Source organism: Desulfallas sp. Bu1-1 (genome assembly GCF_015594625.1).
GTDB lineage: Bacteria > Bacillota > Desulfotomaculia > Desulfotomaculales > Desulfallaceae > JADNRQ01.
Window position 1 is genome coordinate 365,232 of record NZ_JADNRQ010000001.1, and the last position, 21,892, is coordinate 387,123.

At 48.5% G+C, this 21,892-nt stretch carries 15 protein-coding genes and 1 other RNA gene; 15 read left to right on the top strand and 1 reads right to left on the bottom strand.

Going from position 1 to position 21,892, the window contains the following annotated elements; all coding sequences use genetic code 11:
* Nucleotides 1-13 precede the first annotated feature (13 nt).
* Together smpB and ssrA are read left to right on the top strand one after the other, a co-directional pair.
* Nucleotides 14-472, top strand: coding sequence for an SsrA-binding protein SmpB (gene smpB, locus IT084_RS01645; protein ID WP_195710490.1), 459 nt, complete (start codon nucleotides 14-16; stop codon nucleotides 470-472).
* 10 nt (nucleotides 473-482) lie between these two features.
* Nucleotides 483-838, top strand: a transfer-messenger RNA (tmRNA) gene (gene ssrA / locus IT084_RS01650).
* Here ssrA and IT084_RS01655 read toward each other — a convergent pair.
* Nucleotides 817-1,674 carry a zinc ribbon domain-containing protein gene (locus IT084_RS01655; RefSeq protein ID WP_195710491.1) on the bottom strand — a complete coding sequence of 286 codons (858 nt, stop codon included), beginning with the start codon at nucleotides 1,672-1,674 and terminating at the stop codon, nucleotides 817-819. The two genes, ssrA and IT084_RS01655, sit on opposite strands and share 22 nt — an antisense overlap.
* A gap of 355 nt (nucleotides 1,675-2,029) precedes the next feature.
* Here IT084_RS01655 and IT084_RS01660 point away from each other — a divergent pair, with 355 nt between their 5' ends.
* From IT084_RS01660 to IT084_RS01720, 13 genes are all read left to right on the top strand, one after another.
* The gene (locus tag IT084_RS01660) at nucleotides 2,030-2,257 is read left to right on the top strand and encodes a DUF1659 domain-containing protein (RefSeq protein WP_195710492.1); all 228 of its coding nucleotides are present in this window, start codon (nucleotides 2,030-2,032) and stop codon (nucleotides 2,255-2,257) included.
* A gap of 35 nt (nucleotides 2,258-2,292) precedes the next feature.
* Complete coding sequence (locus IT084_RS01665; RefSeq protein ID WP_195710493.1) at nucleotides 2,293-2,526, top strand: DUF2922 domain-containing protein; 234 nt, start codon at nucleotides 2,293-2,295, stop codon at nucleotides 2,524-2,526.
* 97 nt (nucleotides 2,527-2,623) lie between these two features.
* The gene (locus IT084_RS01670) at nucleotides 2,624-2,815 is read left to right on the top strand and encodes a YvrJ family protein (RefSeq protein WP_195710495.1); all 192 of its coding nucleotides are present in this window, start codon (nucleotides 2,624-2,626) and stop codon (nucleotides 2,813-2,815) included.
* Nucleotides 2,812-3,654, top strand: coding sequence for an N-acetylmuramoyl-L-alanine amidase (locus IT084_RS01675; protein ID WP_195710497.1), 843 nt, complete (start codon nucleotides 2,812-2,814; stop codon nucleotides 3,652-3,654). Before IT084_RS01670 ends, IT084_RS01675 begins: the two co-directional genes overlap by 4 nt.
* Before the next feature lie 420 nt (nucleotides 3,655-4,074).
* Nucleotides 4,075-4,410 (top strand): nucleotide pyrophosphohydrolase, encoded by a 336-nt coding sequence (locus IT084_RS01680; RefSeq protein ID WP_195710499.1) that lies wholly within the window; start codon nucleotides 4,075-4,077, stop codon nucleotides 4,408-4,410.
* 168 nt (nucleotides 4,411-4,578) lie between these two features.
* The gene (locus IT084_RS01685) at nucleotides 4,579-5,202 is read left to right on the top strand and encodes a DEAD/DEAH box helicase (RefSeq protein WP_195710501.1); all 624 of its coding nucleotides are present in this window, start codon (nucleotides 4,579-4,581) and stop codon (nucleotides 5,200-5,202) included.
* Nucleotides 5,190-9,773: a helicase-related protein gene (locus IT084_RS01690; RefSeq protein ID WP_195710503.1), complete on the top strand. Its 4,584-nt coding sequence runs from the start codon at nucleotides 5,190-5,192 to the stop codon at nucleotides 9,771-9,773. The genes IT084_RS01685 and IT084_RS01690 overlap by 13 nt, the downstream gene beginning before the upstream one ends.
* 20 nt (nucleotides 9,774-9,793) lie before the next feature.
* Nucleotides 9,794-12,613 (top strand): helicase-related protein, encoded by a 2,820-nt coding sequence (locus IT084_RS01695; protein ID WP_195710506.1) that lies wholly within the window; start codon nucleotides 9,794-9,796, stop codon nucleotides 12,611-12,613.
* Nucleotides 12,614-12,623: 10 nt separating this feature from the next.
* The gene (locus IT084_RS01700; protein WP_195710508.1) at nucleotides 12,624-16,613 is read left to right on the top strand and encodes an Eco57I restriction-modification methylase domain-containing protein; all 3,990 of its coding nucleotides are present in this window, start codon (nucleotides 12,624-12,626) and stop codon (nucleotides 16,611-16,613) included.
* 12 nt (nucleotides 16,614-16,625) lie between these two features.
* Nucleotides 16,626-16,850 (top strand): hypothetical protein, encoded by a 225-nt coding sequence (locus IT084_RS01705; RefSeq protein WP_051273674.1) that lies wholly within the window; start codon nucleotides 16,626-16,628, stop codon nucleotides 16,848-16,850.
* Between the two features lie 23 nt (nucleotides 16,851-16,873).
* On the top strand, nucleotides 16,874-18,550 hold the full coding sequence (locus IT084_RS01710) for a DUF262 domain-containing protein (protein WP_195710510.1): 1,677 nt from the start codon (nucleotides 16,874-16,876) through the stop codon (nucleotides 18,548-18,550).
* A 24-nt stretch (nucleotides 18,551-18,574) separates the two neighbouring features.
* Complete coding sequence (locus tag IT084_RS01715; RefSeq protein ID WP_195710512.1) at nucleotides 18,575-18,817, top strand: hypothetical protein; 243 nt, start codon at nucleotides 18,575-18,577, stop codon at nucleotides 18,815-18,817.
* Between the two features lie 52 nt (nucleotides 18,818-18,869).
* The gene (locus IT084_RS01720) at nucleotides 18,870-21,824 is read left to right on the top strand and encodes an AAA domain-containing protein (RefSeq protein WP_195710514.1); all 2,955 of its coding nucleotides are present in this window, start codon (nucleotides 18,870-18,872) and stop codon (nucleotides 21,822-21,824) included.
* Nucleotides 21,825-21,892: the final 68 nt, after the last annotated feature.

The following is a 21,892-nucleotide window of genomic DNA, read 5'->3' on the forward strand; positions in this document are numbered from 1 at the left end:
CGAGGTGTGACTAATGCCGGCTAAAACAATTACCAATCGTAAAGCCCGCCATGAATACCATATTGAAGAAACCTACGAGGCCGGCATTGCCCTGACCGGGACTGAAATAAAGTCCATTCGCGCGGGCAAGGCGAACCTTCAGGACAGCTACGCCCGTGTTGAAAACGGTGAACTGGTATTATATAATATGCATATAAGCCCTTACGAGCAGGGTAACCGGTTTAATCACGAACCTAAGCGCCCGCGCAAGCTTCTGATGCACAAGCGGGAAATTATGCGGTTATTCGGGCAAACCAGGGAAAAGGGTTTTTCCTTGATCCCTCTGAAGATTTACTTTAACAACAAAGGTTGGGCCAAGGTTGAACTTGCACTGGCCCGGGGCAAAAAGAAATTCGATAAACGCGAAGACATCATTGCCCGCGACGCCAAGCGCGAAATGGACCGGGCCATGAAAAACAGGAACAGGCAATGATTTAAGATATGGGGGCGAAATGGTTTCGACGGGGGAAGTTAGTGGCAGGATAAGCGAGCCGGGGTTCCATCAGCCCGTCAAACGATGGACAGTTAAAATAACTGCCAACGAAGAATACGCACTGGCTGCTTAATTAAAGCAGCCCATCCCACCCGCGCCCGCCTGTGGCAAGGGACCGGGGTGTCGACCTAACAGGCTCGCCCTTATGCCAATTCTCGGAGGTATAAGGGGACATTCATCGAGATAGCTCCAGCGGAGCCTGGTTGTGGGCGCCAACGGAGCGAAGCCTAAAACACAACCTACGCTCGTAGAAAGTCCTGTGGCTCTTCTTTCGGACGGTGGGTTCAACTCCCCCCGCCTCCACCACTCAAATCAACAGTTATTTTAAAGAGAACGTCTATGCATTCTTTGGAGACAATAACTTTTTCCACAAACTCCTGGATTACTCTTTTTTGAGTTTCCGGGTTTTTATTTTTTACCAGGTGTTTTTTCTCTTCGAGGTACATAATAATTGATTCTTCATTGATGATATCTTTATGTGATTTAATCTGCCACTCGCGGAGTTGGGTTTCCAGGATTGCTTTTTTATTTTCAAGCGTTTTTAATTGTTCTATAATTGGTTGGATCGCGATACCTCCAACTGCTAAAGCGTTAACCAGGTTATTAACCTGCTTGTTAATATTGTCAAGTTCTTTTTCAATTTGCCGGGTTTCCTTCGCGTATTCCCCTTGCTGCTGGTGATAAAAACGATATATTTTTTTCGCTATAACAGGGACAACGGAATCATTGAATATTTTCTGTTCCAGTTCTTTTAGTACATGAGACTCAACCAGTTCCTTATTAATTTTTTCGTTATCACATTGTTTGGTTCTGTTGCCGAAATTACAGGTATAGTAATGCTTTTGTTTATACTCCTTACTTTTTTTGGTTAAATAACTGGATGATGCGCCGGTCATTTTGTGGTTGCATTCTCCGCACCAAATTATACCTGATAATAAATAGTTGACTTTAGATTTGGAGCGAGCTGGTCCATGCCTGTTAAAATCGGTATTTGTATCCGGCGTTCCGGTAGGATTATTTCTCTCTTTCGCGCAATTGCTCTTACTATCATTATAGCGGTGGTGGCGAAGCTGGTATGGGGCCGGCGAATTACCCCGCTCTTTAGCGCAATTTCCTGTGCAGTGGGCCAGGTATGCGCCCAAAAGTTGTACTATAGTGCCAGGTTAGAATGTGACCCAATAAATACCTGCACAGCGGTCCAAATGTGCGCATGTAAGAGCTAATAAAGTCCTGCGCGGGCAATACCATCTTCCCTTTCCGGGCGTGGCTTTCTGCGCTATGGGGCCAAACGCCGCACCCGGGGCGCCCGGTTCGCTCCGGAAGACCCCCTGGTCGTTTGCCGCTGTGGATTTTTACAGGTTAATCAAAAAATCACTTGATTACTGTAACCGCCTGTGTTAGTTTGAAAATGGCCGGAAAATTCCGGCCTTTTCCTTTTGGCGGCGGGAGCACCGGCCGCCCTCCGCCGCCAAAAAACAAATACCTGGAGGTGAGAACATGGCTGTCAACAGCGTTCCGGTGGAAGTATCCGGCACCCTGGTGCTGCAAACCGGCGTCGACAACGACGGCAACCCCGTATACAGGAGGAAGATCCTGCGGAACATCAAGCCCGAGGCGCCGGGAGTGGACGTCTATAACGTGATGCAGGCGCTGGCCCTGCTGCAGGTGCATCCTTTGATCAGTATACTGCGGGAACAGGTCGACCGGCTGGAGGAATCCGTATAATCTTTAATATTTATCCCTAAAAGGGAGGTGACAATATGGCTGAAACCACGAAAACTCTGCAGATGACTTTTCGCAACCAGGCCGGCGGGCGGGTGACCATATCGCTGACCGACCCGCGGGACACCCTTACCGGGAACGATGTCACTTCGGCGATGGATCTGATCATCGCCAGCAACATCTTTACCACCAGCGGTGGCGACCTGGTGGCGAAGGAAGAGGCCCGGATCATCGACAGGACTGTAAGTGTTATCTATGAGCAGCAGCAGTAACGGCCCGGGGATTGGGTGGGGAGGTAGACCCCACCTTATTTTGTTTTTGGCGGAGTTCGTATGATCTAAATCCGTTTCAGCGAAGGGGGACATTATCATGGAAGAAATTATGAAACTGGCGGCCAACTACGGTTTCCCGATGGTGGTGGCCGGCTACCTCCTGGTGCGGCTGGAGCCGTTGATCAAGGAGCTGCAGAAGTCCATCACCCTGCTCACCGTGGTGGTGGCCCGCCAGGGGGGCGTGGATTATGAAGATGCGCGGCGGCTGATTGAGGGTGGAGGGTCTTGAACTGGCAGTACCTGATCATCCACCACACCGGCGCGGAAGAAAAGGATGCGGAACAGGTGAGGCGTTACCACAAAAGCCTGGGGTGGCGGGATACCGGTTACAACTTTGTGATTGAGAGAAACGGCCTGGTGGTTCCGGGCAGGTCCCTGGACCAGCCCGGGGCCCACTGCCGGGCGGCCGGCATGAACACCAAGGGCATCGGCATTGCGCTGATCGGCAACCTGGAGGAACACCCGCCCAGGCCGGAGCAGGTGTATGCCCTTGTTGAGTTGTTGGCTCAACTGATGGAGGAATACCATATCCCGGCACAAAATGTGCTTGGCCACCGGGAGGTGCCGGGTGCGGCAACAGCATGCCCGGGAAGGTACTTCCCGCTGGCGGAGGTGCGGGAAAAAGTGCGGGAGCGCCCGGCTCAAACTGTAACGCAGGATGGCGATAGTAACAGGCAGGCCCGCCCGGCCCCGGCGTCGCCCGGGAACGCGGCGGGCGAAACAACAACCGGTCTGGATCAGGTGCCGCTCCAAAATAAACGTAACGCTGCCGAAATGCCGGTTGCCACGGACCGGGCGCCGGCACAAAACCACAACAACGCTTCCACAGTGCCGGCCGGCCCGGATCAGGCGCCACCCCAAAACCAACACAAAGCTGCCAAAATGCCGGCCGATCCGGATCAGCTCTTGCCCCGGGCAGAGCATGATTATGGCAAAGAGAAAACCGGCACCGGCCTTTGGATCGTCCAGGCGGGGGCCTTCTCCACCCGGGAACGGGCCGAAGATTACGCGCGGGAGTTGAGGGAGCGGGGCGTAGATGCTTTTGTTAAAAGGGATGGGGAAGAATAATTGTGGGTTCTATCAAGCTTCATTAATCACCAGGCAGCAACGGGCCTGAATTTTTTTTGCCCGCGTGACAAATCCTCGTCCTTTATTAGTGGTAATATATAGCTAAAATGTATTAAGGAGTGAGTACAGGTGCTCAAATTAAGCAGGTACACACTTATGGTTGGCTTGTTGGCAATTTTCCTGCTTTTTGCCGCTTCAGGATGCGGTCAGCAAGAAAAAAGCGGGCCGGAAAATACAGGGGTGAAGCTGCAGCAAGAGCAACAGAACCCGGAACAGGCTGCACTTTTGCCGGGTGGGACACAAGGGCAACAGGTTGTTGGAAAATCCGGAGCTGCAGGGGAACAAGCCCGTAGATGAGGCCCTCGATGCGGGTTACGAGCCCTGCCGGGTGTGTAGGCCGTAAATCAAAGGAGGATTAATATGTCAGATAAAACAACGAACATCCAGGAACTTAAAGACATTGTGGCAGCCTTCGTGGAAGAGCGCCAGTGGAATCAGTTCCACAGCCCGAAAAACCTGTCCATGTCCATAGCAATAGAAGCCGCTGAGCTAATGGAATTGTTTCAGTGGTCTAATGAGGGTGATATTGATGATATTTCAATGAACAGGGTACGAGAGGAATTGGCTGATGTAGTAATCTACTGCCTGTCAATGGCCAATGCTTTGGAACTGGATTTAACCACGGCGGTTAAGGCTAAAGTGATCGCTAACGCAAAAAAATACCCGGTTGACAGGTTTAAAGGGAAATATAAATAAAATAGCATTTTTTGCAGGAATTAGGCTATATTTGAAAAAAATATTAAAGTAAAATTTTAGTCGATTATCTAAACTAAAACCATATAAGCAATTATTGAATCAAAATACTTAAATACCTCAAAATAAACTAAAAATTGACCGGTACTCTAACAACAAAGGAGGTCAACGATGAACGTTTTCGAATTAAACCGCCGCTTAATTCACGATTATTCATCATATATTCGCAGCTTTATCCAAATTCGTGACAAGCGAATTCATGATTACACGGAGAAATGTTTAAATGACGGGCTTCTTTGGCCTGAACCGCTAATTCAGCTGAACCCTTCATTCGAACCCGGTGAATGGGTGGACGAGTTGGTAAACAACGGCACTTTACACCAGGAATGCAGTAAAATCTTTCGAAGCAATAAAGATTTAGATGGAATAGGGCAACCACTGCGGTTGCACAGACACCAGGTCGACGCCATCAAGGCCGCCCGGTCGGGAAAGAACTATGTCCTCACCACCGGCACCGGTTCCGGTAAAAGCTTGGCTTACATCATTCCCATAGTAAACTACATACTTCAACATGGCAGCGGCCGGGGAATCCAGGCCATTGTTATCTATCCAATGAATGCCCTGGCTAACAGCCAGTACGGTGAATTGGAGAAATTTCTTTGTTACGGATACCCGGAAGGGCAGTATCCTGTTACATTTGAGAAATACACTGGACAGGAGAGTGAAGAGGAGAAGCAGCGGATTATTGAAAACCCGCCCGATATATTGCTGACAAACATGTCATGCTCGAATTGATTTTAACCAGGGTAAAGGATAAAAACCTGATTAATGCAGCGAAAAACCTTAAGTTTCTTGTATTGGACGAATTGCATACCTACCGTGGCCGTCAGGATGCCGATGTTGCCATGCTTATTCGCAGGCTTCGGAATTATTGCGGCGGCCAAAATCTCCAGTGTGTCGGTACCTCCGCCACTTTGGCTGGAACAGGCACTTATAATCAACAGAGGACCGAAGTTAGTGCAGTGGCATCACTTCTTTTTGGCTCCCGGGTTGATCCGGAGCAAGTTATTATGGAAACATTAAAGCGAGCTACACCCGATAAGGAGCTTACAGATCCAAGGTTTGTACAAGAACTCAAAGAAAGAATACAAAACCCTGGCACAATGTTCGAGGATGATTACCACCAGTTTATTAATGATCCACTATCCATCTGGATTGAAACTACTTTTGGCATTACCACGGAACCGGAAAGCGGCCGGCTGATTCGTAGCACCCCTCGCTGCATTTCGGGTCCGGAAGGCGCTGCCAAAGAATTAAGTAAGCTAACCGGAACCGGTGAAAATAGCTGTATTCAGGTAATTCAAGATAAGCTGCTTGCCGGGTATAAATGTAAACACCCCGAAACAGGTTTCCCCGTCTTTGCCTTCCGTTTACACCAGTTTATCAGCCGGGGCGACACAGTTTATGCCTCTTTAGAGAATGAACGGGATAGATATATTACCACTGAGGGCCAGCAATTTGTACCCAATGACCGTAACCGGATACTTTTCCCCCTGGCCTTTTGCCGCGAATGCGGACAGGAATATTACAGCGTAAACTTTATTACCGATAAATCAACAGGTCTCAGGATATTTACCCCTAGAGACCCATATGATAACCAAAGCGATGAAGAAGAAAATACATCCGGCTTTCTATTTCGCAACTCTGCAAATCCCTGGCCTGTAGATGATGCAGAAGTTATTAATAAGGTACCTGATGATTGGGTGGAAGAACATAAAGGGGTTAGACGAATTCGCAGCAATCGCGTGAAAGATCTGCCCGGGGTAACTTACATAAAACCAGATGGACGGGAGGATAAGGATGGGGAACAATTCTTTTTTATCCCGGTTCCTTTCCGGTTTTGTTTGCACTGCGGCGTGTCCTATGGAACACGGCAGTCTAATGACTTTGCCAAGTTGTCCACACTGGGCTCGGAAGGTCGTAGTACTGCTACAACCATATTAACATTGTCAGCGGTCCGGCACCTTCAACAAGAAGAAACTCTCGAACAAAAAGCCAGAAAACTTTTAAGTTTTACCGATAACCGCCAGGATGCGTCGTTGCAAGCCGGGCATTTTAACGATTTTATTGAAATCGGGTTATTAAGATCCGCTCTGTACCGTGCAGTTTATGAAGCAGGTCCGGATGGACTCCGGCACGATGAATTAACTCAAAAAGTATTTAACACCCTTAACCTGCCTTTGGAACTTTACGCAGTTGATCCCAATGTTCGCTTCCAGGCCCTGGCCGATACCCAGCGGGCTTTACGCAATGTCTTAGGATACCGGCTTTACCTGGATCTAAAACGGGGCTGGCGTATTACTTCGCCTAATTTGGAACAGTGTGGCCTCTTGGAAATTAAGTATGCCTCTCTCGATGAAGTTTGCGAGGCCGAAGACCTATGGCAGGAATGCCACCCGGCCTTGGTAACGGCCGACCCGGAAACCAGAAAGAAAGTAGCCAAAGTTTTGCTGGATTATATGCGGCGGGAACTGGCCATCAAAGTGGATTATTTAAACCGGGAATTTCAGGAACGGATTCAACAGCAAAGCAACCAGCATTTAAAACTTCCCTGGGCCATTGATGAGAATGAAAAAATGCAGTTTGCCACTATACTTTACCCCAGGTCTCGTTCAAGGTCCAAAAAAGACTTCAGGGGTAATATTTACCTGTCGGAGCGCAGCGGTTTCGGACAATACCTGCGCCGGCGCACCACTTTCCCCCAATATAAAGAAAAGATTGGCTGGGATCATACCAAGGAGATCATCAAGCAAATACTAAATGCTTTACGCATTGGCGGTCTTGTAGAAGTGGTGGATGAGCCCCGGGATGATGTGCCCGGTTACCAGTTAACTGCATCATCGTTGATTTGGGTTTGCGGGGATGGGACCAGAGCTTTTCACGATCCCATCCGCGTACCCAACATACCGGAAGAAGGCAGCCGTACCAATCCATTTTTCGTTGAATTCTACAAAACAATGGCCTTTGAAACCAGAGGTATTGAGGCCCGCGAGCATACGGCCCAGGTTCCGTATGAGCTGAGGATTGAGCGTGAACAGAAATTCCGAGAAGGCACTCTTCCTATCTTATACTGTTCACCGACAATGGAACTGGGTGTGGATATTTCTCAATTAAATGTGGTCAATATGCGCAACATACCACCCACGCCTGCCAATTACGCTCAGCGCAGCGGGCGGGCCGGCCGTAGCGGCCAGCCGGCACTGGTGTTCAGTTACTGCTCCACCGGCAGTTCTCATGACCAGTATTTCTTCAAGCGCCCGCAGCTTATGGTGGCCGGTGCGGTTTCGCCGCCCCGCCTGGATATTGCCAACGAGGACCTTATTCAATCCCACGTCCAGGCTATATGGTTAAAAGAAGCGGATTTGGATCTTGGCACTTCCTTGAAAGATATACTTGATTTGGATGGAACCCAACCAACTTTAGAGTTGCTGCCATCGATCAAAGATAGATTAAATGCCCAAACTCCAAGACAAAAGGCGCTGGTTAGAGCGCACGAAGTACTGGCCGATATTAAAGATGAATTAATTACTGCTGGCTGGTACAGTGACAACTGGATTAGTGATGTATTAAACCGCATTCCAAGGACGTTCGAGAGTGCTTGCGACCGCTGGCGCGACCTTTACCGGGCCGCATTGGGTCAGAGGGAAGTTCAGAATAGGATAATTGGTGACGCATCCCGCAGCGCTGAAGATAAAAGAATGGCCAAGCGGCTGCGCCAGGAAGCCGAATCTCAACTGGAACTGTTGCTGCAATCCGATAATATCATGCAGTCCGATTTTTACAGCTACCGCTATTTTGCCAGCGAGGGCTTCCTGCCGGGCTACAATTTCCCGCGTTTGCCTCTTTCCGCTTACATTCCGGGGCGTCGACGGGTGAACAATCGTGATGAATTTTTGTCACGGGCGCGTTTTCTTGCCATTGCCGAATTTGGCCCTCAAAACTTTATTTATCATGAAGGGTCACGTTATCAAATCAATAAAGTTATTTTACCCGTCAGCCCAACCGCAGAGGGGGAGCTGCCAACCACCGAGGCAAAACTATGCCCCGCCTGCGGCTACCTGCACCCCTTAACCGGCGGTGCCGGCCCGGACCTCTGCCAGCGCTGCAATAATTCACTGGATGCGCCGTTGGAAAAATTATTCCGTCTCCAAAACGTGTCAACCAAAAGGCGGGAACGGATTAATTCAGATGAAGAGGAGCGCTTGCGCCGGGGTTATGAAATCAGAACCGTGGTGCGTTTTGAAGAACGGGACGGCCAGGCGACGTACCGTACCGCTTCGGTAGAAGAAAACGGCCAAAAGCTTGCTGAACTATCTTATTGCCATACAGCCACTCTTTGGAGAATAAATCTCGGCTGGCGCCGGCGCAGGAACAAAGATCAATACGGTTTTGTTTTGGACATCGAGCGCGGTTACTGGGCCAAAAATGAAATGGACTTGTCTGATGACGATAATCAAGATAGCCTTAGTAATCACACTACCCGTGTAATTCCATATGTCGAGGACAGAAAAAACTGCCTCATTTTACAACCCGTGGAACGTTTAGAGCACAATGTAATGGCGTCATTGCAGGCTGCGCTTAAGAATGCCATTCAAATACATTATCAACTTGAAGATAACGAACTGGCCGCCGAGCCCCTGCCAAACGAGGATAAACGCAACTATATTCTATTCTACGAGGCCGCCGAAGGTGGGGCCGGAGTGCTGCGCCGCCTGGTGGATGAACCGCGTGATCTTGCCGCGGTGGCTCGACAGGCGCTACAGCTTTGCCATTTCGACCCGGACACCGGAAACGACATGAGGCGGGCGCCGGGTGCCAGAGAAGACTGCGAGGCCGCCTGTTATAACTGTTTGATGAGTTATGGCAATCAGAGAGATCATAGCCTGTTGGATCGCCAATTAATCAAGGAATATCTTTTAAGATTGGCCAACGCTCAGGTTGCGGGAGCACCTGTGGCGTTGCCAAGGTCGGCTCACTTGGAGAATTTAATGAGACAAGCCGGTTCGAATTTGGAACGAGAATGGCTAAAGTTCCTAGAAGATAATGATTGCCGGTTGCCATCCAGATCCCAGGTTCTTATACCTCAATGTAATACCAGACCGGACTTTATTTATGACGATAAACAAGCTGTTATATATATCGACGGACCACCGCACGACTACCCGGAGCGCCGCCAGCGGGACCGGGACCAAACCGAGTGCCTGGAAGACATGGGTTACCTCGTTATTCGGTTCAATCACCAAGAAAACTGGCCTGAGCTTATTGCCAGATACCCGTCTATTTTCGGGAGAATTAAGAATAATTAAGAGTATTTCAGGAGGAGAATATGAAATTCGCTGTGGGATCACTGGTTAAAGCGCGGGGCCGGGAATGGGTTGTCCTGCCTGAATCGGAAGATAACCTTGTCGTTTTGCGTCCCCTGGGAGGAACTGAAGACGAGGTCACCGGCATTTGCTTGTCCCTTGAAAAAGTTGAACAGGCGCAGTTTGACCTGCCGAACCCGGCGCAAGTGGGGGACTACCGGTCCTGCCGCCTGCTCCGGGATGCCGTGCGGCTGGGGTTCCGCTCCAGCGCCGGGCCGTTCCGCTCCTTTGCCCGCATAGCCGTTGAACCGCGGCCATACCAGCTGGTGCCCCTGCTCATGGCGCTAAAACTGGACCCGGTGCGCATTCTTATTGCTGACGACGTTGGTATCGGTAAAACGGTGGAAGCTTGCCTGATTGCCCGGGAACTTTTAGACCGGGGGGAAGTGCAGCGGCTGGCTGTTCTATGCCCCCCACACCTGGCCGAACAGTGGCAGGCGGAACTGCGAGAAAAATTCCATATTGAAGCTGAACTGGTATTGTCCAGTACCGCTTTGCGCCTTGAGAAGAACTGTGGTTTTGGACAGTCTCTTTTTGATGTTTATCCTTATGTAGTGGTTTCAACTGATTTTATCAAATCCGACCGCCGCCGCGATGAGTTTTTGCGCACTTGCCCGGAACTGGTTATCGTTGACGAAGCCCACACCTTCGCCCATGCTGAGCATGGCCGCGGCTCAAGACACCAGCGGTACCAGCTGTTGAAAGGTTTATCCGAATCCCCGGACCGCCACCTGATCTTGGTTACGGCCACGCCGCATAGCGGTAAAGAAGATGCATTCAGATCACTTTTGAGCTTCCTGAACAAAGATTTTATCAACCTGCCGGACAGCTTGCTGGGCAAGGAAAACGAGCAATACCGGCGCCGGCTGGCCGCGCATTTTGTGCAGCGCCGGCGGGCGGACATCCGGCACTACATGCAAACCGAAACACCTTTCCCCGAACGCCAGGAAGCCGAAGAAACTTACCATTTATCCGATGACTATAAAAAATTGTTTGAACGTGTTCTGCGTTACGCGCGGGAAACTGTTAAACACCTGGATAATCAAAGCCACCGCCAGCGGGTACGCTGGTGGTCGGCCCTGGCCCTGTTGCGCTCCCTGGCCAGCAGCCCGGCCGCCGCTGCTGCAACTTTAAGGAACCGGGCTGCCGCCGCTGAATCCGAAACCGTGGAAGAGGCCGACGAGATCGGCCGCCGCACCGTGCTCGACATGGATCTTGATGAGGCAGCCGACGGTACAGACATTATTCCCGGCAGCGATCCCGGTGAAGAAACCGAAGAAGATAAAAGAATCCGTCGCCAGTTGCTGGAAATGGCCAGGGCGGCGGAGAAGTTATACGGAAAAAAAGATAACAAACTGAACAAAGCGGTCAAGTTAATTCGTGAACTGTTGGATGACGGATACCGCCCCATTGTGTTTTGCCGGTTCATACCCACCGCCGAATATTTGGCTGACCAGCTTCGCAAGCAGCTGCCACAGGATGTGGATGTGGCGGTGGTCACAGGAAACGTACCGCATGGCGAGCGCGAGGAGCGCATTCTCAAGTTGGCTGAATCACCCAGGCGAGTACTTGTGGTAACGGACTGCCTGAGCGAGGGCATCAACCTGCAGAACTATTTTGATGCTGTTTTTCATTATGACCTCAGTTGGAACCCTACCAGGCACGAGCAGCGCGAGGGTCGGGTTGACCGCTATGGCCAGCTGAAAAAGAAAGTGCGTGTTCTGACGTACTATGGCATCAATAACCAGATTGACGGTATAGTGCTTGATGTACTGATCAGGAAACATAAAAAAATCCGTAATTCTTTGGGAATTTCCGTCCCCGTACCCGTAGACGCCAACTCGGTGGCGGAAGCCATTTTTGAAGGGCTGCTGCTCAAGGAACAGAAAATAACCGAATACGTCCAGCTAACCCTTGACTTTGGCGATTATTTAACGCCCACCAAAGAAGAGCTTTTTTCCAAGTGGGATGAAGTTTCTGTTCGTGAAAAACGTTCCCGCACCATGTTCGCCCAGGAATCCATCAAGGTTGACGAGGTGGCCCGGGAATTAAAGGCTATGCGGGATGCCATTGGCTCCGGTGTGGATGTGGAATGGTTTGTTAAAGAAGCTTTTCGGTCTTGTGGCGCTGTTGTCCAAGGCAGCGATACGGTTTGCTTTGATCTAAGTGAGACACCTGCTTCATTAAGGGATCTGATGGGCCATGTAAACAAAATAACAGCTCGATTCCAGCCGCCGGTAGAAGACACTGTTTTATATTTGAGCCGCACCCACCCGGTGGTGGAAAACTTGGCCTCCTACATAATGAATACGGCGCTGGATCCCCTCGTTAAGGCCCCGGCACGGCGTTGCGGTGTTATCCGTACCAGCCGGGTAGACCGCCGCACTACAGTGCTCTTGGCACGGTTCCGTTATCATATAATAACCAAACGGGGCGGAAGGGAGATACCTTTGCTGGCCGAAGATTGCCGGTTGCTGGCATTTTCCGGTTCCCCCCGGAAAGCCCAATGGCTTGATGCTAATGTTGCGGAAGCATTATTGCAAGCACAACCGGATGCCAATGTCGATCCTGATCAGGCCAGTGAATTTTTGAGCCGGGTAATTGAGGACATTGATGTATTGAGGCCCCACCTGGATGAGGTAGCCCGGCAAAAAGGCCGAGAATTGCTGGAAGCCCACCGGCGGGTACGCACGGCTTCCCGCCAGAAGGGTGTAACTTATAGCATCGTGCCGCAGTTGCCGCCTGATTTGCTGGGTATTTATATTTACCTGCCGAAGATTTGAGGAGGTAACTATGCAAACGCAACAAAAAGATGTTTTTACAACAATCCGCACTGAGGGAGCCATCCTGCCCCCGGATTTGCTGCAGCGCATAGTCAAAGGTGACCGTGAATTGGACGGTCTTGCTCCCGAAGATTACCATCTGGCCAAAGGAGAAAGGCTCAACGAGGCAATCAACCGCTCATGGAACCGCCTGCAAGGTGTCTGGGCCGCCTTTAAAGCAGCCCTGGAAAAGCTGCCCCCGGATGACCCCGCCACCACTGTAACTCGTGAACGCTGGCTGCTGGTGTTGTTCCAGGAACTGGGCTACGGCCGCCTGCTGACCGCCAAAGCAACTGAAATAGATGGCAAGAGTTACCCCATATCCCATTGCTGGCAGCATACGCCAATACACCTGGTGGGCTGCCGTGTCGACCTGGACCGGCGCACTGCCGGTATTGCCGGGGCGGCCCGCACCAGCCCGCACAGCCTGGTGCAGGAATTTTTAAACCGCTCCGACGATCACCTCTGGGCTTTCTTATCCAACGGCTATACCTTGCGCATTCTGCGCGACAATGCCAGCCTTACCCGGCAGGCTTACGTGGAATTTGACCTGGCCGGCATGATGGAAGGGGAAGTATACGCCGACTTTATTCTGCTGTGGCTGTTGTGCCACCAGTCCCGGGTGGAAGCGGCCCGACCGGAACAGTGCTGGCTGGAGAAATGGTTCCGGGCCGCCGGGGAGCAGGGCACGCGGGTACTGGATCAACTCCGTAACGGTGTTGAAGAATCTATCACGGCTTTTGGCCGTGGCTTTTTAACCCATCCCGCCAACTTGGAGCTGCGTGAAAAACTCCGGTCGGGAAAATTAAAAACACAAGATTACTACCGCCAGCTCTTGCGCATAGTTTACCGCCTGTTGTTCCTGTTTGTGGCCGAGGACAGGGGTTTGTTACTGGACCCCAAAGCACCATCGACCTCCCGTGACCGGTATAATCTTTATTATTCTACCCGCAGGCTGCGCCGGTTGGCCCAGCGCCGCCGCGGCACCGAACATGCCGACCTGTTCAAAGGACTGCGGTTGGTAATGGAGAAACTGGGGAGCGATGAAGGATGTCCCGAGCTGGGCTTGCCAGCCCTGGGCAGTTTCCTGTGGTCCGCCCAGGCGCTGCCCGACCTTGCCGGGTGCGAAATAACCAACCGCGACCTGCTGGATGCCGTCCGGGCCTTGGCATTTACCACTGATGGTTACGCCCGCCGGCCGGTGGATTTCAAAAACCTGGATTCCGACGAACTGGGCAGCGTTTACGAATCCCTGCTGGAACTGCACCCGGTCCTCGACACGGACGCCGGTACATTTACACTCACAACTGCGGGCGGCAGCGAGCGCAAGACCACCGGCAGTTACTATACACCCACCAGCTTGATTAACTGCCTTTTGGATTCGGCCCTTGACCCGGTGTTGGACGAAGCCGTGAAGAAACCAAACCCGGAACAGGCCATTCTCAACCTTAAAATATGCGACCCGGCCTGCGGCAGCGGCCATTTTCTCATTGCCGCCGCCCACCGCGTGGCCAAGCGCCTGGCAGCAGTGCGTACCGGCGACGACGAGCCGGCGCCGGAAGCACAGCGCAGCGCTTTGCGGGATGTCATTGGCCGGTGTATATACGGCGTGGATGTCAACGAAATGGCGGTGGAACTCTGCAAAGTGAGCCTGTGGATGGAAGCACTGGAGCCGGGTAAGCCGCTTAGCTTCCTGGACCACCGTATCAAGTGCGGCAACAGTTTGCTTGGAGCCACCCCGGCCCTTTTGAAAAACGGTATTCCAGACGATGCCTTTAAACCCATCGAGGGCGATGATAAAGCTTTTTGCAGGGATTACAAAAGAATTAACAAGGAGGAAAGGAAAAACAGGCAGGATCGCCTGTTCGACGACGCCGGGGAGGTTTGGCCGCAGCTTGGTGAATTGACCACTTGTTTGACCGGAATAGACGCCATTGCCGACGGCTCCATTGATGGCATCCGCTGTAAGCAGGAGCGGTACCGGGAGTGCATAAATAGTGACGGTTACCGCAACAGCCGTCTTTTAGCCGACGCCTGGTGTGCCGCCTTTGTGTGGAAGAAAGTAAAAACTAAGGAACTGCCCTATCCCATAACCGAGGACGTATTTCGCAAAATCGAAAAGTACCCCGGTGGTACTCCGGACTGGTTACGCCAGGAAATTCAGCGACTGGCTGAACAGTACCAGTTCTTTCACTGGCATCTGGAATTCCCGGATGTATTCCGGGTGCCCGACGATGGGGAAAAACCGGAAAACGAGCAGGCTGGGTGGTCGGGTGGATTTGATGTGGTGCTGGGGAACCCGCCGTGGGAAAAAATGCAAACCGAAGAACTCCAGTTCTTTGCTTTAAGGGATCCTGAAATAGCTTGTTTGAAAGGTGTTAAGAGGAAATCTGCCATTTCAGCCTTAAAAGAAACAGATACGATATTGGCAGAAGCATGGCAGAAGCAACGACGAACTGATTCTGCTACCATTGCATTTATTAGAAACTCAGGCATTTTTCCATTAACAGGTATCGGGAAATTCAATACATTTGCGTTGTTTGCTGAATTAAATAGTCGTATTGTATCACTTAAAGGCTACGTGGGTTGCGTTGTTCCCTCCGGAATTGCAACTGATGATACTACTAAGCACTTCTTTAAACACTTAATGTATTCAAAAACACTTGTTAGCCTATATGACTTTGAAAATAAGGCTCCAATTTTTCCTGGAGTGCATCGAAGTTACAAGTTTTGTCTATTAACCCTTACCGGCTTTGCTAACTCAGCTAAAAGCGGTGCTGAGTTCATCTTTTTCGCTCAAAAAATTGACCAAATTTACGAGAAAGAAAGACGTTTTAAATTAACTGCTAGTGATTTGGAGTTAGTGAACCCAAACACACTTACCTGTCCAATATTTCGCTTCCAAAAAGACGCTGAAATTACCAAATTAATTTATCGCCAGATTCCGATATTTATGAACGAGAATTTTTCATCTTTAAATTATTACTCACCAAAAATATGGAGATTAATTAATACAACTGACGACAGCTCGAGATTCATTACTAAAAAAGAAGAAACAAATTGCAAAACTCTTATACCTGTGATTGAGGCTAAGACAATTCACCAATTTGATCATCGCTTTGCAACATTTATAACAAACAGTAAAGGGTCTGTTGAAATTAGCGAAATCACAGGGGCGCAAAAAGTGGACTCAAAATTTGAGGTTAGTGCACGTTACTATATTACTGAACAATATTTCTGTGAACGGATGCCCAAAGAATTAGGTCAGAAACAATGGTTCCTAACAGTTCGTAACATTACTAACGTAACTAATGAGCGTACCATTATAAGTACAATAATTCCAAGAGCGGCTGGTTGTGAAGTAACTCCATATATCGAAATTAAGGGTGATGCACAATTATCGGCATTTCTGCTCGGTGTTTTTAATAGTTTTGCGCTTGATTTTGTAGCTCGGCAGAAAGTTGGGGGAATGCACTTAAGTTATTTCATTATCTACCAGCTTCCCGTAATCCCTCCTAACATGATTAATAGACTACCGTTAAAATTAAACTTTTATGTGGATAGGGTTCTTGAGCTTGTCTTTACATCTTGGTCTATAAAAGGCTTTGCCAAAGATTGTGACTACTACGGTCCACCCTTCCGTTGGGACGAAGAGCGCCGCTTCTTGATCCGCTGTGAGCTGGATGCCGCCTACTTCCACCTTTACGGCATAGAACGCGACGATGTGGACTATATTATGGAAACCTTCCCCATCGTGAAACGCAAGGATGAGGCTAAGTACGGCACATACCGCACCAAAGAAGTAATTCTGGACATCTACGACCAAATGAAAAAGGCGATGTATACCGGTAAACCCTACCAAACTGTGCTGGACCCGCCACCTGGACCGCCTGCCGAGTGGCCGCCGAAACCCGGCCACCCCTGGCCGAGTCATATTCACCCGCCGCGGGATGAAAAGTAGGAGAGTGGTTTTATGGAAAAGTTAACTCTTCACGAAGCGATGGTTCGTGTATTATTGGAACAGCCGAATTATAGGGCATCCACCCGGGTAATTAGCGACGAGATTTATAGGAAAAATCTATATCGTAAGAAGGACGGCAATAAAGCAGAGGAATACCAAATTTTTCTCCGGGCGAAGAATTACCCACACTTATTCGAACTTATTGACCGATATACCGTTAAATTGATCAAAGATTAGATTATTACCGCAGGGAGGAACCCATGAAAAACCAAAAGGAAACTATTAGGAAAATGGTGGGTTACTTGAATAACCCGGAAAAAGATGGCGGTTTCTGGCTGCCCAATATCCAAAGGCCTTTTGTATGGAACGAAGGGCAAATAGAACGGTTATTTGACTCAATAATGCGGGAATACCCCATCAGTACTTTGTTGGTTTGGAAAACCAAAAGTAAAATTCGCCGGCGTAAATTTATTGACAATTACAAACACGGGTTAAGGTTGACCGATTTTTATGTCCCCGCCGACGACAAAACAAAAATGCTTGTACTGGACGGCCAGCAACGCCTCCAGAGTCTTTTTATCGGCCTGAAAGGTAGTTATGAGAAGAAGGAATTATATTTCGATATTTTAAGTGGAGAGCTGGTTGCTCCTGAAGATATCAGGTTCCGGTTCAAATTTATTGAAAGCCAAAAAGCAAAATTGCCTTGGGTGAAATTCAAAGACCTGGTATTTAGCACAGATGAGTATGACGAGATAAGCGAAAATATTATCACCAGCTTTGACCGGAAATTAACTACTGACGAAAAGAAAACCATTAGAAAGAATGTGGCAAGGATTGTCAGGGTTTTTCAGACGGAAGAAAATATAGTCTACCAGGAACTGGACAGCGTTGATAAACCCAACCTATACACTGAGGATGATGTAGTTGAAATCTTTATCCGGGCAAATTCAGGCGGCACCGTACTGGGCAAGTCGGACCTGCTGTTTTCCCTTTTAACGGTTAGCTGGGAAGACGCCGACGAAAAGATGCAGGAACTTTTGGATGAGTTAAACAGAACCGGTTATGGGTTCAACCGTGATTTTATCCTTAAAACCTGTTTAACTCTGCTGGGCAAGGGAGCCGCCTATAATATAACCAAATTCAGAGATGAAGCAACCAGAGAGAGCATTGTCGCCAACTGGGACCATATAGCCAGCGCCATAAAGGATGTAAAGGATTATTTGTATGGAAAAACATATATCAGATCGGACAAGGCATTACCATCTTACCTGGTGCTAATACCTGTAATTTATTTCCGGTACCATTATGAAGATAAGTGGCGTCATGCAAAAGGTATAGATGATTATATTTTAAGGACTTTAATTTCCGGCGCCTTTAGCGGCAACCCCGACAACCTGATCGATAAGTGTACCAGGGAAATTGACGCCAAGCAAGATTTTGTAGTTAATGATATCTTTGGAGTTATCAGGGCTGATGGCCGCAGCCTGGAAATCGCCAGGGAAACGATTTTTGATCAATATTACGGGTCCAAGAACATACATTTGATTTTTAACATCTGGTATAAGGACTTTAACTATCACCCATCATTTGAAAACAACACCCCGCAGGTTGACCACATTTTCCCGCAAAGCCTGTTGAAATCAGTAAAAATTAGGAACCCCAATACCGGCCGAAAAGATGTTCTTAAGTACAAATGGTGGGACAGGGACCAAATTGCCAATCTAATGCTACTAACCCAACAGGAAAACGGAGCAGGCGGTAAAAGCGACACGCCTCCGGAGGAATGGTTTAAAGACAAATCAGATGACTATCTTGATATGCACTTGATACCCAAGGACAGGGAATTGTGGAAACTGGAGAATTATGAAAAGTTCATTGAGGAAAGAAAGAAGTTAATTGAAAAGAAATTCAGTTATTTAATAATAAAGGAAAATTAATGTTTTTGTGGAGGGGGTAACAGTGTGGCAAACAAATTTGACTTACAGAACTGGTTAATTGAAGCTTTAAAGGAATACGGAGGAAGAGCTACCATTGTTGAAGTATGTAAGTATATATGGCAACATTATGAAGATGAATTGAGGAACTCCAATGACCTGTTTTATACCTGGCAGTATGATATCAGATGGGCTGCAACAGAGCTGCGCAGGCAAGGGATAATGTGTGATGCTAAATCTTGCCCACAAGGATTATGGATTTTATGCTGAAAAGCATTATTTTATGAGATAGTACATATGTTTTAGGGGTTAATTGCATAAGATGATTAAATCCACAAAATTGATACCTGAGTTTATTCAGGCTTTACAACAAGAAATTGATGCCCTGAAAAAGGGCAAAGGTGGCAATATCGTCAAGGTTTTTAACGGTCGGTTGCTTCGGGAAACTTCTGGCCTGTTTGTTTATTTATTTCACCTGGAGAACTTCCTGACGGCAATAGACGATACCCCTGCGGAGATTGAGGTTAACGGAACCAGGTGCCCGTGTCAGATTATTTCCGTACAAGGCATGGAAGTGCAAATAGCCCTGGAGCGCAGTTTTGGCCAGTATATAGCCGAAGCAAAAATACAGACCAACTTGTGGTTTCTACTGGAAATGCTGCGCAAAAAATACGAGGAATCCTTAGCTAACGCCGGCACTAAGTTTAAAATGAGTGATACACTTTTCTCCGGTGTTGCCACTGACATTAATACAGATCATGTAGAGCCGGAATATACACTTATACCGTCACCGCCAAATCCATCCCAAAAGGCTGCTATTTTGGCATCCTTTAAAAAATCTTTGGCTATCACTTGGGGACCCCCGGGTACGGGAAAAACTAAAACCATTGCCAAAGTGGTTGAAGCCCACCTTAACGCGGGCAGGCGCATTCTGCTTGTCTCCCATGCCAATACGGCGGTGGATGAGGCCCTTGAAGATATCGCCCAGCAATTAAAGTCAACACCTTTTTACCAAGAAGGTAAATTAATACGCTTAGGGGTACCCCATAAAACCACCCTGGAAAAAGAATACCCGTTGGTAATTCTCGACAATATAGCGGCCAAGCTGGGTGAATCCCTAGCCCTTGAAAAAGGAAAACTTTTAGAAGAACGTAACCAGATTGACCGTTTTTTGCAGTCCTTCGAAGAGATAATAAGTGTTAAGTCCAGGTTGGACAAGGCTATTCAGGATCGAGATGCCTATAAAGAGTTACTTATTGAAATACCCGAACGTGTAAGCGCCGCAAAAAATGACTTGCAGCAGGACGAAAACCGGCGACGGGTAAACCGGGAAAAGTTAATTAAAGCCAATAATGCAGGTATAATTAAGAGATTATTTACAGGACTGGACCCCGTAAAGATTCAAAAAGAAATAGACCGGCTTAGTGTTGCCATTGATTCCAAGAAGCGCACCATTGCTGAACTGGAACAAAAATTTAAAGAAGCCCAATCTGTTTTCGAACAAAAACAGAGGGATGCCAGACTACTATCCGATAGTTTTACAAAACTCCTTGCTAAATTTGATTTATCTTCTGAGAAACTAAAAACAGAGAAAGAAGCCCGGGAAAAACGTCGCGATACCATTAACAGCAGGATTTCTGAGATAGATAAGGCGCTGGAAGAGATACAAAAGCAGGTGTTGGCCGAGGCCAAGTTGGTGGCTACAACCCTCACCAAAACCTTTACATCGAAGCAGTTCCCCGACCAACCCTTTGACGTACTGATTGTAGATGAGTCCAGTATGGCGCCTTTACCGCACTTGTATTGGGCGACCAGCAAAGCAACACTTAGCGTGAATATTGTCGGCGACTTTAAACAGCTTCCACCTATATGTGTTTCGGAAGATGCAATGGCGCAAAAGTGGTTGGGTCGGAGCATTTTTAATGTGTTGGGCATAAACACAGTAAAGGAGGCCAGGGACGACAACAGGGTATCATTATTGGATACCCAGTATCGTATGGCTCCTGAAATTGCCGGTGTTCCGAACAGGTTCTTTTATGAGGGTTTGCTGTCGGATGCCCCGAGCACAAAAGAGCTTATTCTGAACGATACTTTAAGTGATGAGAATTCCCTGGTTGTTGTGGATACATCAACGATAAACCCCTGGTGTAGCCGCCTTTCAATCGGTGGACGTTTTAATATTTACAGTGCGCTTGTTTCAGCTTCAGTGGCCCGAAAACTGTTTGAAGAAAATAGTGTTGACCGTATCGGTATAGTAACGCCGTACAGGGCACAAGCCAGGTTAATTGACAAGATTGCCAGGGACTGGGGTATCCGCGACGGGATGCGCATTAACACCGTGCATAGCTTCCAGGGTGGCGAAGAGCCGGTAATTGTACTTGATTGTGTTGAAGGGCCTGGCGTTTCAAAATGGTCAATGTTGGATGACCAGCGTCCTGATTCCGATGCTCCTCTGTTGCTAAATGTTGCCCTTACCCGCGCCAAGTATAAGGTTTTTTTAATTGCACATAAAAAATATATTTATTCTTCACTAAAAAAAGATTCAATTATAATCCGGGTTATAGATTACTTTCTCGAACAAGGGATTGAAATATCTTCTGAGATGTTGGTTGATAATTACCTGGCCAATGATTTCGAAAAATACGCCAGTGCCGCACTGGGCGTAGCGAGCCGCGTTGATATTGATGGTACCGCTTTATTTACAGAGAAAAACTTCTGGCCTGCATTTATAAGCGATATTCAATCGGCAAAAGAAAGCCTTGTAATAATGAGTCCCTTTGCTTCTCTGGGAAGGGCTGGCAGGATGATGGAGTTTTTCAGGGTGATGCTTGGTAACGGTATCAAGATACGCGTTTATACCAGGCCACCGGGCCAGCAAAGCGGCACCCTTTCGGAACACGCGGAGCAGGTAATAGCCCAGTTGGAGGCTATTGGCGCCAAGGTTGTTCAAAGAAAAAGCATGCACCAAAAGGTTGCCATTATCGATGATCGTATAGCCTGGGAAGGTAGTTTGAATATTTTAAGCCACAGAGATACTCACGAACAAATGCGCCGCTTTGAGGGTGAAAATGCTGTAAAAGAAATAATTAGAAACCTTGAACTTGACCAGGATGAAGTGGTGGGCAATGTTATAAAAAAACTTTGTCCCCGTTGTTTGGAAAAGGGATTGGAGCGTGAAATGGTAATAAAAAAGGGAAGGTATGGTACTTTTCTGGGTTGTTCATCGTTCCCGGAGTGTCGTTATACGGAAAACTTATCGCGCAGGGGCAGAGCTTAAATTCTGCAGGGGGAAAATGCACAAAACATTCGTAGAAATAATTACTATTATCGCTCCAATTGCGGGGC